13 protein-coding genes are annotated in these 15,695 nt (G+C 63.4%); 1 reads left to right on the top strand and 12 read right to left on the bottom strand.

Features of this window, described 5'->3' with window-relative positions:
• Nucleotides 1-133: 133 nt before the first annotated feature.
• A complete protein-coding gene (locus LB524_RS22840) occupies nucleotides 134-1,135 on the top strand; it encodes an SIS domain-containing protein (protein WP_140619376.1) in 1,002 nt (333 codons plus the stop codon).
• 171 nt (nucleotides 1,136-1,306) lie between these two features.
• Here LB524_RS22840 and LB524_RS22835 read toward each other — a convergent pair whose 3' ends face one another.
• From LB524_RS22835 to LB524_RS22780, 12 genes are all read right to left on the bottom strand, one after another.
• Nucleotides 1,307-1,771 carry an NfeD family protein gene (locus tag LB524_RS22835; RefSeq protein WP_015315842.1) on the bottom strand — a complete coding sequence of 155 codons (465 nt, stop codon included), beginning with the start codon at nucleotides 1,769-1,771 and terminating at the stop codon, nucleotides 1,307-1,309.
• A gap of 14 nt (nucleotides 1,772-1,785) precedes the next feature.
• Nucleotides 1,786-2,736, bottom strand: coding sequence for an SPFH domain-containing protein (locus LB524_RS22830; protein ID WP_015315843.1), 951 nt, complete (start codon nucleotides 2,734-2,736; stop codon nucleotides 1,786-1,788).
• 121 nt (nucleotides 2,737-2,857) lie between these two features.
• Complete coding sequence (locus LB524_RS22825) at nucleotides 2,858-4,069, bottom strand: NAD(P)/FAD-dependent oxidoreductase (protein ID WP_224530317.1); 1,212 nt, start codon at nucleotides 4,067-4,069, stop codon at nucleotides 2,858-2,860.
• Nucleotides 4,070-4,121: 52 nt separating this feature from the next.
• Nucleotides 4,122-5,186 (bottom strand): ferrochelatase, encoded by a 1,065-nt coding sequence (hemH, locus tag LB524_RS22820; protein ID WP_224530314.1) that lies wholly within the window; start codon nucleotides 5,184-5,186, stop codon nucleotides 4,122-4,124.
• Nucleotides 5,187-5,397: 211 nt separating this feature from the next.
• A complete protein-coding gene (locus LB524_RS22815) occupies nucleotides 5,398-7,464 on the bottom strand; it encodes a bifunctional metallophosphatase/5'-nucleotidase (RefSeq protein WP_224530309.1) in 2,067 nt (688 codons plus the stop codon).
• Between the two features lie 214 nt (nucleotides 7,465-7,678).
• Nucleotides 7,679-8,056 carry a hypothetical protein gene (locus LB524_RS22810; RefSeq protein WP_023770500.1) on the bottom strand — a complete coding sequence of 126 codons (378 nt, stop codon included), beginning with the start codon at nucleotides 8,054-8,056 and terminating at the stop codon, nucleotides 7,679-7,681.
• 185 nt (nucleotides 8,057-8,241) lie between these two features.
• A complete protein-coding gene (locus LB524_RS22805) occupies nucleotides 8,242-9,687 on the bottom strand; it encodes a homospermidine synthase (RefSeq protein WP_140661790.1) in 1,446 nt (481 codons plus the stop codon).
• A 153-nt stretch (nucleotides 9,688-9,840) separates the two neighbouring features.
• Nucleotides 9,841-10,770 carry a heme-dependent oxidative N-demethylase family protein gene (locus LB524_RS22800; RefSeq protein WP_224530306.1) on the bottom strand — a complete coding sequence of 310 codons (930 nt, stop codon included), beginning with the start codon at nucleotides 10,768-10,770 and terminating at the stop codon, nucleotides 9,841-9,843.
• Between the two features lie 18 nt (nucleotides 10,771-10,788).
• Nucleotides 10,789-11,451 (bottom strand): aminotransferase class IV family protein, encoded by a 663-nt coding sequence (locus LB524_RS22795; protein ID WP_224530303.1) that lies wholly within the window; start codon nucleotides 11,449-11,451, stop codon nucleotides 10,789-10,791.
• Nucleotides 11,400-12,554 carry an aminodeoxychorismate synthase component I gene (locus tag LB524_RS22790; RefSeq protein WP_411909931.1) on the bottom strand — a complete coding sequence of 385 codons (1,155 nt, stop codon included), beginning with the start codon at nucleotides 12,552-12,554 and terminating at the stop codon, nucleotides 11,400-11,402. The genes LB524_RS22795 and LB524_RS22790 overlap by 52 nt, the downstream gene beginning before the upstream one ends.
• Before the next feature lie 162 nt (nucleotides 12,555-12,716).
• Entirely contained in the window at nucleotides 12,717-13,496 is a 780-nt protein-coding gene (locus LB524_RS22785; protein WP_224530297.1) for a proton-conducting membrane transporter, read from the bottom strand.
• A gap of 357 nt (nucleotides 13,497-13,853) precedes the next feature.
• Nucleotides 13,854-15,692, bottom strand: coding sequence for a M3 family oligoendopeptidase (locus tag LB524_RS22780; RefSeq protein WP_224530295.1), 1,839 nt, complete (start codon nucleotides 15,690-15,692; stop codon nucleotides 13,854-13,856).
• Nucleotides 15,693-15,695 lie beyond the last annotated feature (3 nt).

The raw sequence follows: 15,695 nt of genomic DNA, 5'->3' as shown, positions 1-15,695 counted from the left end.
GCGACAATGCGGGTCTGCGTCGTGCCTTCCATTTGATCCTTGTCGTCGTCCCCAACGACCGCACACATCCGGCCGTCATGCAGAGGCCATTTCTGTTGGACAGGCGGGCGGCAAAGCGCTAATCGCATCACCCATGCATGCGAGATCTCTCGATAAGAAGCCTCTGGACAGGCAAGCGTCGATCGAATCGGCGCTGAGAACGGTAACAACCGAACAGGCGGGAATCGCGGCCCTTGCCGAGGCGCTTGAGAACGGACTGGCGGCACCCTTTGCCCAGGCCGTCGAGACGATCTCGAAGATCGAGGGCCGGCTCATCGTCACCGGTGTCGGCAAAAGCGGCCATATCGGTTCGAAGATCGCCGCGACGCTGGCCTCGACCGGCACGCCGGCCTTCTTCGTCCATCCCGTCGAGGCAAATCACGGCGATCTAGGCATGATCGCCAGGGACGACGCCATCATCGCGATCTCATGGTCGGGCGAGAGCAAGGAGATGATGGGCATCGTCGCCTATTCCAGGCGCTTCTCCATTCCACTCATCGCCATCACCTCCGGAGAAACCTCGGCGCTGGCGCGCGCGGCCGACGTCGTGCTGCTTTTGCCGCGCACCCCGGAAGCCTGCCCGCACGGCCTGGCGCCGACGACGTCGACGCTGCTGCAACTGGTCATCGGCGATGCGCTGGCGATCGCGCTGCTCGAGGCGCGCGGCTTCACGCCGGACCATTTCCGCACCTTCCATCCCGGCGGCCAGCTCGGCGCCAACCTGACCATGGTCTCCGAGATCATGCGGGTCGGCGAGCAGATGCCGCTGGCTTCGCTCGGCACCAAGATGCCGGAAGCGGTGATGACGCTGTCGCAGAAGAAGGTCGGCTGCGTGCTGATCGTCGACGCCAATGGCGAGTTGGCCGGGATCATCACCGATGGCGATGTCGCGCGCAACCTGCACCGCAACCTGGCCGACGTCATCGTCGACGAGGTGATGACCCGCACACCCAAGACGGTCGACCCGCAGACGCTTGCAGGCACTGCGATCGCGCTGCTCAACGAGCACAATGTCGGTGCGCTGGTGGTGACCAGGAACAACATGCCGCTGGGCGTGGTGCATTTCCACGACCTGCTGCGCATCGGCGCCGCCTAAGATATTGATCTTCAGGTGAGGCCGGCCTGCGAGCGAAGGCTTCCTGCGCTTCCGGCGTAGGCCGGAGCGCACGGACTTAATGTCCGCCCTGCTCGTCGCAAGAGCGACCCCGAAACCCATCGTTCACGACTTGAATCTCAAATACTTTAGCACGTTGGCACTCGCTGGAATTCAGACCCGCTCCACCGTCAGTTCCAGATCCGTGTCCGCGGCGCTTGTCACACGCACCTGAGTGCCGGCGGGCAGATCGGGGCCGGAGACACGCCACAGCGTGTCGCCGAGCTTGATGCGGCCACGGCCGTCGCGGATCGGTTCGGCGAGCGTCGCCATCCTGCCGACCATCTGGGCGCCACGGCGATTGAGCAGCGGCTGATCGGTTGGCTGGTCGTGTCCGCCCATGAGTTTCTTGCCGACAAAGGCTGAAACCAGCGACAGCACGAGGAATAGCAGCACCTGGACCTGCCATGTCCAGATGGCGACATCCCAGATCAGCAGCGACACCGCGCCGACGATCAGAGCGGCGATGCCGATCCAAAGCATGAAGAAACCCGGTGCGATGACCTCTACCACCAGCAGCACGAAGCCCAGAACCATCCAGTTCCACGGCCCGAGTTCAGAAACGATGCGGTCGATCATGAGAGTGGCCTATCTCAGTTGTCGGAGGGCCTGACGACAGGCGGACGTGCCGCCTGCCTTTGCGCACCGGTCGTGCCTTCGCTGCGAAAGACTTCCTTGGCGATTTCGCCGATACCCCCGAGCGAGCCGATCAGCGACGATGCCTCGAAAGGCATCAGCACGATCTTGCTGTTGGTGGCGGTGCCGATCTTGCCCAGCGCCTCGGTGTATTTCTGGGCGACGAAGTAGTTCAGTGCCTGGACGTCGCCCTTGGAGATCGCTTCCGACACCACCTGGGTGGCGCGGGCTTCCGCTTCGGCGGAGCGTTCGCGCGCCTCGGCGTCGCGGAAGGCGGCTTCCTTGCGGCCCTCCGCTTCGAGGATCTGCGACTGCTTGAGGCCCTCGGCGGCCAGGATCTGTGCGCGCTTGTTGCGCTCGGCGGTCATCTGGCGGCCCATCGATTCGATCAGGTTGGCGGGCGGGTTGATATCCTTGATCTCGACGCGGGTGATCTTGATGCCCCAAGGATGCGCGGCCTCGTCGACGACGCGCAGCAGGCGCTCGTTGATGGCGTCGCGGTTCGACAACAGCTCATCGAGGTCCATCGAACCCATGACGGTGCGGATGTTGGTCATCGTCAGGTTGAGGATGGCGTTCTGCAGGCCGGCAACCTGATAGGCGGCCTGTGCCGCATTGAGGATCTGGTAGAAAGCGATGCCGTCGACACCGACGATGGCATTGTCGCGGGTGATGATCTCCTGGCTCGGAACGTCGAGCACCTGTTCCATCATGTTCATCTTGGCGCCGATGCGGTCGACGAACGGAAAGATGAGGTTCAGGCCGGGGCTCAGTGTCTTGGTGTAACGACCAAAGCGTTCGACGGTATAGTTGTATCCTTGTGGGATTGTCTTGATGCCCTTGAACAGCACCAGTACGACAAGCGCCACCAGAACAACGACCGCAATATCGAAACCACTGAAATCCATTTGGCCCTCCCTCATGGGCAGGCCGCGCGAGCCATTCCCGCGCAACCGGCTTCACCAAAGACTTAAGTGTGTTTCAGGAACGTTACAATCAGGTGATGAGGGATTGTTTGTGGGTATGCACTCAGCGGTTGAAGGCAAACAGGCTTGCATCCGTGTCTTCAAGCCCGCCGATCGAAGCAGAGATGATCTCGGCGGCGATGCGCGAGAAGGTAATGCCGTTGCCGCCATAACCCATCACGGCATGGATGCGCGGGTGCCTGGGAATGGCGCCGATGTAGGGGAGGCCAGTGGTCGTGGTGCCGAAGGAGCCGGTCCAGGCAAAGTCGGGCCGGGTGTCGAGGTGCGGAAACATCAGGTCGAGTTTTGCGGCAATGCGGGCGCTTTTGTCGGCTATCAGCTTATCGCGCCGCGTCTCGTCAAGGAATTCCTCGTCCTCGCCGCCGCAGATGACCCGGCCATCGGCGGTTGCCCTGACATAGAGGTAGGGATCCGACGCCTCCCAGATGAACGCCGCGCCCGGCCAGAGCTTCCGTGGTTGCGGACATGTCGCAATCGCCCATGTCGAGATGACCCGGTGAGCGGCCGCCGGCACGATGTCGATCAGCTCGTAACCGGTGGCCAGGACAACATGCCGTGCCGTGATGGTGAGGCCGTCCGTGGTTGCCACCACCACCTCATCGGCGCTGTCCTCGATCGCCGTCGCTTCGACGGGAGCGTATAAACGTGCCTTGCGCTCCAGCGCCTTGAGCAGCAGCCCTGCCGTCAGCTTGCGAGGGTCGAGCGCGATGTTGCCATGGCTCAGGATGGCGCCACCCCGATCGATGCCGAATGCTCCGGCCAATGGCGCCGATGTAAGATAGGTCGCGCCGATGCCGGCCATCTGCCGCGCCTCGGCTTCGTCCCGGAGTTCCGATGGGCCGAGCACGGTGCCAGCCAGATAAAGCGATTGGGTGCGGCTTATGCCGCAGTTGATGCCGAGTTCGGCGATGCGGGCGGCAAGGTTGGAAACGGCTAGCCGGGAGCGTCGCCAGGCCTGCCGTGCCTGGCCCTTGCCGATCATCCTCGAGAGCGTTGAAAGCGGCTGGTCGATCTCGAATTGCACAAGCGCGGTTGTTGCCGCCGTCGATCCTTTCAGCGGGCCACGCCGGTCGATGCAGATCACGGCGTGAGCGCCGGCTGTCAGCGCCTCGGCCATCATGGCGCCGCTGATGCCCATGCCGACGATCAGCACATCGGTCTTGACGTCCCGGGTCAGACTGCCAGTCGGTACCGCGGGCGCCCGATAGGCAGACCAGACGGGCCGGCCAGTGCTGAGGTCAAGTTTGCGGAGCATTGAGTTCTCCGGAGGCGCTGCTCAACGCTCCGGAGCTGGTGTTGTTCCGGCATCAAGCCCAGCCTGACAGCTCGCGCCGTACCATCGCTTCGATCACCGCCATGCCTTCAGGGCTGTCATTCAGGCATGGTATGTGGGCGAAGTTCTTGCCGCCGGCATGGTGGAAGGTCTCGGCCGCTTCGCGGCCAATCTCATCCAGCGTCTCGATGCAGTCGACTGAAAACCCCGGATTGACGATGGCGATCGACTTGACGCCGTCCTTGGCCAGTTTCTCCACAGTCTTGTCGGTGTAGGGCTGCAGCCATTCTTGCGCCCCGAAGCGTGATTGGAAGGTGGTGATCAGTTTTCTTTCGTCCCAGCCGAGCCTGTCGCGCAGCAGCCGCGTCGTCTTCAGGCAATGGCAATGATAGGGATCGCCCTTCTCAAAGTAGGGTTTTGGAATGCCGTGATAGGAGGCGATGACCACCTCGGGCTGGAAATCCAGGGTCGCCAGGTGCCGTTCGATCGAACTGGCTAGGGCCTCGATGTAGACTGGCTCATCATAATAGGGCGGCACGCTGCGGACGGCAGGTGCTGCCCGCATCTTCATCAAGGCGCGAAACAGCTGGTCGTTGGCGGTGGCGGTCGTCGTCGCCGAATATTGCGGATAGAGTGGAAAGCTCAGGATGCGATCGCAGCCTTGTGCGACCAGCCTTTCGGCGACGCTCGACGTCGAAGGGTTGCCGTAGCGCATCGCCCAGTCGACGACCACGTTGGGCAGATCGCGTAACGCCCCGGCCAATTTTTCACCTTGTGCGCGGGTATAGGTTCGCAAAGGCGACTCGTTCTTCTCCCGGTTCCAGATCCTGGCGTAGTTGGCGCCCGACTTCTTCGGTCGCGTGGTCAGCACCAGTCCATAGAGGATGGGATACCAGATCGCCTTGTTGAGTTCGATAACGCGTGGATCAGACAGGAACTCCCTGAGATAACGCCACATCGGCCTGAACTCGGTGCCGTCGGGTGTTCCAAGGTTGACCAGCATGACCCCTATCTTGCCGGTCTTGACGGGGGGATGCTCGACCGGTCGTGGGCCAGGGGCTTTCGCGGCTTTGGGATCGACAATAGTGGAAAGCGGCATATGGGTCTCCGAGACGTGAACCTAACCATCCTGCAGGAGCTTTCAATGCTGCGTCTGGCCGCACCTTGCAGCATGTCGCGGCGGATAGGATTCGCCCGACCTGCCGTAAGCTTCTGATAACCGAGGACACCTCCGGGCGACATGCATCAGGCCATGGAGATATAAACCCGCCCGGTTCCCCGGGCGGGCGATGTGGCGGAGCTGGACGAAATTACTTCGCCGGGATGGTCAGTGTCGCGCCCGGCATAAGCCGATGCGGCCTTTGGCCCTTGTTCGCCTCATAGATGAGCTTCCACTTGGTCGCATCGCCATAGGCCTTCTTCGCCAGATCCCAGTAGGTATCGCCGGTCACGACGACATGATTGCCGGTGGCTGGTGTGGCTTCAGCGGGCTTTGCCGGCTCGGCGGGCGCGGGCGTCGCCGGCGCAGTGGCCGGCGCGGGAGTGGTCTCGGCAGGCTTCGCCGGTTCGGCAGGTGCCGGCGGGGCCGGTGATGCAGGCGCGTTTTCCGTCGATATGGCTGGCGGCGTGTTGGCGATATCGCCTGAGTTGGCAGGCAATTCCGGCATTGCCGGTGCAGCCGGTTTGGCAGCCTCGGCCGGTGCCGGCGCTGCCGGTGCGGCCTCCGCCGGCTTTGCTGGTTCGGCGGCGGGAGCTGCCGCTGTCGTCGCGGCGATCTCGGTGATGCGGCCGTCGAGCTTCGGCGTATAGGGCCGGTGCGCGCCGAGATAGTCGGCCACGACCTGTTCGAGGCCAGGGCCGTAGTCGTAAGCGTTCTTGGCCTTTTCGGCGAAGACCTTGTAGCCGTCGCCGCCCTGGCGGACATAGTTGTTGGTGGCGACCAAATAGTCCTTGGTCGGATTTATCGGCGTCCAGGCGCCATTTTCCATCACCTCCACCGACTTGACGCGGCCGGCATTGGGTGCGACCGATCTGTCGAAGGAATATTTGAGGCCCGCCACCTGCGGGAAGCGGCCGGCGCCGTCCTCGATCTGGCTAAGCCCGCCTTCGAGGCCTGCGACAAGGTCCTTGCCGGAAATCTGGAAGGTCGCCAGCGTGTTCTGAAACGGCAGCACGGTCAGCACCTCGCCCATGGTGACGGTGCCCTTATCGATGGAGGCGCGCAGGCCGCCACCGTTGGAAATGACGATCTCGACGCCCTGTCCCTTGACCCGATCGAGGATGGCGTCGGAGACGAGATTGCCCATCGCGCATTCCTTGGCGCGGCAGCTTTCGCGGCTGCCGTCGATGACGTCGGTGGTCTCGGCCACTTCCTTGTTCTTCAAGGCCTCGATCGGCGCGCCAAGCTCCTTGATGCGGGCGAGCACGGCCGGGTCCGGCGTGATCGATTTGTCGAGATAGATCGGGTCGCCGCTTGCCGATTTGACGACGCCGTTGTCGTCGAACACCACCTTGAACTCGCCGAGATATTTCGAATAGGACGCCGCCTGCACCACCGGCACCTTGTAGCCGCCGGGGTTGTCGACCATGGTCGGGTAGGGGCCAGCCGCCTTCGGATCGGTATTGGACAGAAGCGTGTGGCTGTGGCCGCCGACCACGATGTCGATGCCAGGGATCTTGGCGATAACGTCGCGCTCCCTGTTGTAGCCGATATGGGTCACGGCGATGATCTTGTCGACGCCTTCTCCCTTGAGTTTCTCGACCTCGGCCGTGATCGACTTGACGTCGTCCTCGATTTTGATGTTGGGGCCGGGGGAGGCGAGTTCGGGCGTGTCGTTGGTGACGGCGCCGATGATGCCGATCTTCTGTCCACCGACCTCGACGACAACAGACGGCTTGACGCGGTCGCCGAGCTTGGACTGCGCGTTGGCCTTGACGTTGGCGCCGAGCACCGGGAACTTGATCATGTCGAGGAACGGCGCCAGCGCCGCCTCGCCGTCGTCGAATTCATGGTTGCCGAGTGCCATGGCGTCGAACTTCATGTCATTGAGGAACTCGCCTTCGACCTTGCCCTTGTATGTCGTGTAGAACAGCGAACCCTGGAAATTGTCGCCGGCGCTGAGCAGCAACACGTTCTGGCCTTCCAGCTTCTTGCGTTCCTGGGCAATGGCGGTGATCAGCCGGCCGGCGCCGCCGATGCATTCGCCCTTGGTCTCCTCCTCGGCCGAGCAGGTCGATTCGTATTTGTTGTTGCCTTCGATGCGGCTGTGCCAGTCATTGATGTGCAGGATGTTCAGTGTGTAGTCGGCAAAGGATGTGCCGGCCGACAGGCCAAGCGTCGAAGCGGAAAGGGCGGTAATGGCGGCAAGCTTCTTCATCTTCGTCTCCCGGTAGGCTGATCAGAGGCGTCTGGCGCCCTTGCTTGACTGGGTATTACAGCCAGCCTTTCGATCATGTTCCCATCGCGTTCGGGCCGACGCAAGCGGAAATGCGGCGGTATCTCCAGGCGCGAAACCTGGGGTATTTGCCGGCACAAAAAAACGGCGGCCGAGGGGCCGCCGTCGTTCTTTGTGACTGGAATGTTCGCCGAGTTCAGGTGCGCCGCGTCAGCACGAAATTCTGGCCGGCGGAGCTGGTGCAGTTGAGCTGGCTGGTCGACACCATCAGGCAATTGAAGCTTACCGGGGTTTGGCGGATCAGCGAGGTGCCGTTGATCTGTACCGACGTGGCGCCGGTCATCGTGTAGCTGCCATCGGCAAGCTTCTGTCCCGTGTCGGTGGCGACGGTCGTGAAGGTGCCGCCGGTGAAGGTCGACAGGCCGGTGCCCTTGGCATCGATCCAGGAACCTTCGACCCCTTTCGGGGCGGCGGCCATGGGCGGCGTATCTGGGCCGCTGGTGGCACAGGCAGCAAGCATCGAGGCAAGGGCGCCCGCCAGGCCCGTCGAAAGAACTTTGCGCGCAATCGTCATATGAAATCCTCTCCAAACGCGTCGTCCCAGAAATCGGGCCGATTTCTGGGAATTGACGCGAACGTCCAAAGTGCCGGGGTATGCTTTAGGCGTTCAACGGACGCACATCGCCACCCCAGGCCGCCTCCCTTCAATCGCCCGATTTCCGGGCGATTGCAAGGCAATGGCGCATAGTCCGGGTGGTGCTATCGGACGAGGATGTTGCGGAATTGCCACGGGTCGCTGCGGTCGAGGTCCTCCGGGAAGAGACCCGGGCGTCTGTCGAGCGGCGTCCAGTCGGTATAATAGCCCTTGACCGGCCCGAGATAGGGCGACTGCACGTCCAGGCAGCGTTTGTAATCCATCTCGTCGGCCTCGACGATGCCGGCGGCGGGATTCTCCAGTGCCCAGACCATGCCGGCCAGGACAGCCGAGGTGACCTGCATGCCGGTGGCGTTCTGGTAGGGGGCCAGCTTGCGCGCTTCGGCGAGTGACAGCTGCGAACCATACCAGTAGGCATTCTTGTCATGGCCGTAGAGCAGGACGCCGAGTTCGTCGACACCGTCGACCAGTTCGTTCTCGTCGAGCACGTGGTGCACCGGCTGCGGCTTGCCGGCGGCACCGAACATCTCGTCCAGCGACAGCATCGCATCGTTGCAGGGATGGTAGGCGTAGTGGCAGGTCGGGCGGTATTGAACCTTGCCCTTCTTGGAGCGCACTGTGAAGAAATCGGCGATCGAGATCGCCTCGTTGTGCGTTACCAGCAGGCCATATTGCGGTCCCGGCGTCGGGCACCAGGAGCGTACGCGGGTGTTGGCGCCGGGCTGCTCCAGGTAGATCGCGGCCTTTGAACCATGCTTGTGCTTCTTGCCGTTCTTGGGCATCCAGGTCTCATGCGTGCCCCAGCCGAGCTCGGCTGGCTGCAACCCCTCGGAGATGAAGCCCTCGACCGACCAGGTGTTCCAGAACACATCCATCGGCTTGGGCTTCTTGGTCCGCTGGGTGTCGCGCTCGGCGATGTGGATGCCCTTGACGCCGGCCTTCTTCATGAGTTTCGCCCAGCCCTCGCGGTCGTCCTGCGATGGCTCGGAGAATTCCATGCCAAGATCGGTGGCGAGGTTGACCAGCGCCTGCTTGACGAACCACGACACCATGCCGGGATTGGCACCGCAGGTGGATATCGCAGTGGCGCCGCCCGGCTTGTCGTGCTTTTCCTTGATCAGCGCCTCGCGCAACGCATAGTTGGTACGGCTGGCGTTGTCGGCCTTGGCGTCGAAATAGAAGCCAAGCCAAGGCTCGACGACGGTGTCGATATAGAGCACGCCGAGCTTGCGGCAGAGCCGCATCAGGTCCACCGAGCCGGTATCGACCGACAGGTTGACGCAGAAGCCCTGGCCACCGCCATTGGTCAGAAGCGGCGTCAAAAGCTTCTTGTAGTTCTTCTCGGTCACCGCTTCCTGGACGAAGGCGATGCCGCGCTCGTCGAGCAGCTTGCGATCGGTATCGCGCGGGTCGAGGACTGTCATGCGCGACTTGTCGAACTTGAAATGGCGCTCGATGAGCGGCAGCGTTCCGCGTCCGATCGAGCCGAAGCCGATCATCACCACGGGGCCGGTGATCTCACCGTAAACGGGCCAGTTTTCATTCGCCATTTTATCGGGCACTCCTTCAACTGCGTTCAAAAAGCTGGGCAACTGCGTTCAAAAGCTGGGCAACTGCGTGCAAAAGCCCGGCATTTTCGCGCAACGGCCATGCGCTACATCACAGATCATTGTCATAAACCAGCGAAAAGCGCCAACCAGCGACTACGCGTCCTTGGCCATTTGGTTAAGGACAGCGATCAGCCGATCGCGATCCGATGTCAGGCCCTTGTAGTCGAGCTGGGCGACATCGAGCGCTTCGAGCTGCGCGGCAAAGGACGCTGCCAGCGTCGCCCGGTCCGGGTGCCGCGCCAGCACGGCGAGCGGGTCGAGATGGATGCGGATGGTGAACAGGATGTCGCGTGAGGCGGGCAGTTTGCGCAGCGTCTGGCGCTCGACCCGGATGAAGGCGTGCGTCTTCACGTCACCGTCGGGGAAACGCGTCGGCCGGCTGGTGGCGCGGTCGATGCGCTCGATATTGGACAGTGGATGGTAGAGTGCATCGCCTGATTGGATCGACCAATTGTAACGTTCGACAGCCTGGCCCTGCAGGCCATCGAACATCCGGTTGATCAGATCGGCCGGCCTTGTGCCTGGGCCGAAGCCCGGCACCGGCTCGTGGATCTGCTGCAGCGGCTTGCCGAATTTTTCGACAAGCGACCAGGACGAGGGAAAGCACAGCGAACCCGCGGTGAGCCGCCAGCCATCTTCGCCCCGCCGCATGAGGATCAGGTCTTCCTGGACCAGCAGCGAGGCCGCGACGAGGGGGGCGCCGGCGAGGCTGGAGGGGATCGTGGGACGGCTCGTCGCACCCACGACCGCAACGCCCGCATCGCTGCGCCGGTGGGTGTCGGGAAATCTTTCCGGCAGGTAAGCGCCGAGCAATTCGAGCACTTCCTGCTGGGCGTCACGCGTACCGTCCTGCTCGACGAAGACGCGTTCAGGGATTTCGGCATAGAGCCGGCGCTTTTTAGCGAGGTAGGGCAGCAAATGGCCGTCTACCTCGATCCAGTTCGCGGGGTCGAGCGGCTTCAGCCCGATGGTGAAGAGTTTCGACGAGCCGTCATACGGCGTGTGGGCGGGTAGGGACGTCATGCCTCAGATCAGTTGACTTCAGATTAGTTTGGCCGGGATCAGCCCGCGCAGCGAATTGCCGACGAACAGCGCCTTGGCGGATTTCAGGTCATTCAAGCTGTAGATCGCTTCACCGGCGCGGCCTTCATCCAGAAGCGCGCCGCGCAGTACGCCAGGCAGCAGGCCGCAATCGAGCCGGGGCGTTGCCAGCACGCCGTCGCCGAAATCGGCGAAGACATTGGTGATCGTGCCTTCGCAGATCTCGCCGCGCTCATTGGCCAGCAGCACCTCATCGGCCTGGGTGACGAGGTATTCGGAGCGGGCATGGGTATAGAGCTGCCGCCGGCTGGTCTTGTGGCGCAGCAGCATGTTGCTCGAATCGAGCCTCGTCCGCGCCAGCCGCAGTGCCCACACCTTGTCGGCGGCAAGCGGTTCATAGGGCTGCGCCGAGGCGTTGGCCTGGCCATTGCGCGACAGGGCGAGCCGCGTGCGCATGGCGACGGGCGATCGATCGACCGCGTCGCTCAGGGCCTCGCCAACCCTTTGCGGATCATAGCTGAAGCCCAGTTCCGCCGCCGAGCCATAAAGGCGCGCAAGATGGCGATCGAGGCGCAGGAAGCCCGAGGCGGGCTCCCAGCGCATGGTCTCGATCAGCTCGAAACCGGCGGTGTCCCCGTCGCGAAACGGGCTTTGAGCAGACACTCCTGATACTCCTCTTCCGCGACCGAATCGAAGACGATGCCGCCGCCGACATTGTAAACGGCCTCGCCGCTGGCAAAGAGCGAGATGGTGCGGATCGCCACGGAAAAGCGCATCGTGCCGCCGGGCGCGATCCAGCCAATGGCGCCGCAATAGACATCGCGCGGCGTGGCCTCCAGATCGTGCAGGATCTCCATGGCGCGGATCTTCGGCGCGCCGGTGATCGAGCCGCAGGGAAACAGCGCCGCGAATACCTGTCGTATCGAGAGGCCGGGCAGCAGCTTGGCCCTGACGTCGCTCACCATCTGGTGCACGGTCGGGTAGGTCTCGATGCGGAACAGTTCCGGCACCTCCAGCGTGCCGACCTCGCTGATCAGCGATATGTCGTTGCGCAGGAGGTCGACGATCATCCGGTTCTCGGCCTGGTTCTTCTCGTCATTGCGAAGGAAATTCTTCTGCCGCTCGTCCTCGTCCCCGGTTGCGCCGCGCGGTGCGGTACCCTTCATCGGATGCGTCTCGATCATCCCCGCCGCATCGATCTCGAAGAACAGTTCGGGCGAGCGCGACAGGACGATCGGGTCGCCCAGCGCGATCAGGGCGCCATATTTCACGGGCTGGCGTTCGGTCAGCGCGTCGAAGGCGGCGAGCGGATCGCCGGACCATTGCGCGTGCACCGGAAAGGTCAGGTTGCCCTGGTAGCAATCGCCTTGCCTGATGTGCCGATGCAACCGCGAGAACCGCTTCTCGTAGTCCTCGAACGACCACGTTGCCCTTGCGTCGAAGATCGGGCCGTTGGTCGGCGTGCCTGGCGGCGGCACCGCTTCTTCATCAGGAGCATCGAAGACCCCGAGGCAGACCAGCGGGGCCCGGCGCCGGCCCGGCAGCAAGGGAACGAGTTTCGGTTCGAGCAGGTAACCGGCCTCGTAGGAGAAATAGCCGGCCAGCCATTTGCCGGCATCGTGCGCGGCCTGCGCCGCTTGCAACGCCGCCGGGAAGTCTTTGGGCTCATGCGCAACGATGACATCGGCCGGCCGCTTGAAAACGAGCTGGCGCGCGCTTTCGTCGTTGCGGAAAATTGCTGCGGGCAGGGACATGGGAACCGGGATCGATGGAGCTGACGATCGCTCTATATAGGGGGCCGGGCGCGCGCAATCGAGGGAACGGCACCCTGTCCCTCAAAGCCGACCTTTGCCGGATCGAACCTTGCCGACAAAAGAAAGCGGCGGCGCCCTTGGCGCCGCCGGTCGCATGGCCTCTGTATCCGTCGTTCAGGTATTGCTGGCGGTTCCGGCCGTCGGAAACTGCTTGGCGAATTCGGCCTCGTTGCCAGCGGCGAGCAGCTTGGCCTGCTCGATCCAGCGCTCGCGCGCGATGCGGCCGTCGAAGTTCATCACCTCCTCGATCCGCTTGATGTCGGCTGGTGTCCAGCCGGCGATCTGGGCGTATGTGGTGACGCCTTGCGCCTTGAGCAGCTTTTCGTTGACTGGGCCGATGCCGATCAACCGGCGCAGATTGTCGGGCTTGCCCGACGCCGGCTTGGCCGCTGCCGGTGCGGTCTTCTTTGCAGCGGGTGCTGCCTTGGGCACGGTCGAAGTCTTCGCCGGAGCCTTGGTCGCCGGAGCCTTGCTCTGCGAAGCCATGGCTGCCGGTGCCGAAGCAGTTGCGGGTTTGGCGGCCGCGGGCTTCGGTGCTGCCTTTGCCGGGGCCGCCTTCGCGGCGGCTGGCTTGGCTGCCGCCGCAGCGGATTTTGCAACGGCTGACGTCGACATCAGGGCTGCCGGTGGCTGACTTGACGCCTTTGCTCCGCCGGTGCCCGACGAGGCCTGGGCCTCGCGCAGCTGACGCTCGAGGTCGGAGCGGCTCTTGCCGCATGCACTGAGTTCGCCGGTCAGGCGGTCGCTGTCGGCGCGCAGCTTGTCGCGCTCGCTGCGGGTGCGATCGAGGTCGCCGCGAAGACTGTCGAGCTCACCGCGCAGGCGCCCCCAGATGAACCAGCCGACCAACACGCCTACCAACAACGCCAGGACCACGTAGAAAAAAGTGCCCATTGTCTCTCTCCAGTCAGATCCGTCTGCCGTGGGTCATGGCCTTCGGCGCAGGACTACTCGATGATGGTTCCGCGGTTCGCGGAACAGCCGGCTTCGGTCAAGCTGTCGGCGATCGGCTTTGCCTGCCCATGGCCAACGGCCGTTGTCGCGTTCGCCTGATCGCCACCGCCGGCTGAGATTTCCCTCGCCGATCCGCATGCGCTCCGGCTGAGCTTAAACGGAAAGCTACCATAGAGCTTGCGGAAAGCTATGGGAAAACGTCGATGTAGAGTTCTTCAAGAACAAATATTTAGGGCAAGAAAAGTGCGGCCCGAACATGCATTCCGGCTAAACTGTTCTTGCCGGGCGAGAGGCGTCTCAATCGTCGAGCGTTTCCAGTTCGTCAATCAGACCGCCGATGACGCCGAGCCCGATCTGCCAGAAGGCCGGATCGGTGGCGTCGAGGCCGAAGGGCGCCAGAAGCTGCGAATGATGCTTGGTGCCGCCGGCACGCAGCATCTCGAAATATTTGTCCTGAAAGCCGCGTTCGGCATTCTGGTAGACGGCGTAGAGCGAATTCACCAGGCAGTCGCCGAACGCATAGGCATAGACGTAGAAGGGCGAGTGAATGAAGTGCGGAATGTAGGTCCAGAACACCTCGTAGCCCTCGCGCAACTTGATCGCCGGCCCCAGGCTTTCGGCCTGCACCTCCAGCCAGAACTCGCCCAGCCTGTCGGATGTCAACTCGCCGTTGCGGCGCTCGGCATGCACCTTGCGCTCGAATTCATAGAAGGCGACCTGGCGCACCACGGTGTTGATCATGTCCTCGACCTTCTGGGCGAGCATGGCTTTGCGTTCGCGCCGGTCGGTGGTCCGCTCGAGCAGCGAGCGGAAGGTCAGCATCTCGCCGAAGACGGATGCCGTCTCGGCCAGCGTCAGCGGCGTCGAGGCCATCAGCGCGCCCTGGCCGGCGGCCAGCACCTGATGCACGCCGTGCCCAAGTTCATGCGCCAGCGTCATCACGTCGCGCGGCTTGCCCATGTAGTTGAGCAGCACATAGGGGTGAGCCGAGGGTACGGTCGGATGTGCGAAGGCACCCGGCGACTTGCCCGGACGCACCGGCGCGTCGATCCAGTTGCGGTCGAAGAAGGTGCGCGCGATCTCGGCCATCTCGGGCGAGAAGCGGTGATAGGCCGACAGGACCGTGTTCCTGGCCTCACCCCAGCCGATCACCGCCTGCGGCGTCTCCGGCAAGGGCGCGTTGCGGTCCCAGTGGTTCATCACCTCCATGCCGAGCCAGCGCGCCTTCATCGCATAATAGCGGTGCGACAGGCGCGGATAGGCCTCGCGCACGGCGGTGGCGAGCGCATCGACCACGCCGCGTTCGACGCGGTTGGCGAGGTGGCGTGAATCGGCAATGTCCTCGAAGCCGCGCCAGCGGTCCGAAATTTCCTTGTCCTTGGCAAGCGTGTTGGTGATCAGCGTGAAGGTGCGCAGGTTCTTGCGGAAGGTCGTGGCCAACGCCTCCGAGGCGCGGCGGCGGACCTCGCCGTCGGCATCCTGCAAGCGATTGAGGGCCGGCTCCAGGGTCAGTTCCTCGCCGTCGATATCGAAGCGAAGATCGGTCATCGTCTCGTCGAACAGGCGGTTCCAGGCGCCGCGCCCGGTTATCGATTTCTCGTGGAAAAGCTGCTCGACGCGGTCCTCGAGCTGATAGGGCTTGTCCATTCTGAGATCGAGCACCCACGGGCGGTAATGCCCGAAGGCGGGATCGGCGGCCAGCGCGCCCTCGATCGCCGCATCGTCGATCAGGTTCAGCTCGAGCGCGAAGAACAACAGATGCGCGCTGGCGTCGGTCATCTTCTCCTGGATGTCGCCATAGAGCTTGGCGCGCTGCGGATCGGCGGTATTGCCGGCATAGACGAGGCCGGCATAGGAGACGATGCGGCCGATCAGTTCCTCGAGCGCCTCGTACGCGGCCAGTGCCTCGCCCAGCCTGCCGGTAGTTCCGCGCCCGGCCTCGGCGGCGAGCGTGCCTTTCCAGCGGGCCTCGAATGCGACGGTGTCGGCCGCCGCCTTGGCAATGTCACGCTTCAGTTCCGGCGCGTCCATGCCGGCATAAAGGTCGGCGAGGTTCCATTCCGGCAGATCGCCAAGCCCGGCAGCGCCCTGACCGGACGCTGGCGCTGCAATCCGCCGATCAAACATCATGCGCATCGA

The organism is Mesorhizobium sp. ESP6-5 (assembly GCF_020164695.1).
GTDB classification, from domain to species: domain Bacteria; phylum Pseudomonadota; class Alphaproteobacteria; order Rhizobiales; family Rhizobiaceae; genus Mesorhizobium; species Mesorhizobium australicum.
The sequence above is the reverse complement of the archived record's forward strand: the minus strand, read 5'-3'. Positions and strand labels throughout refer to the sequence as shown.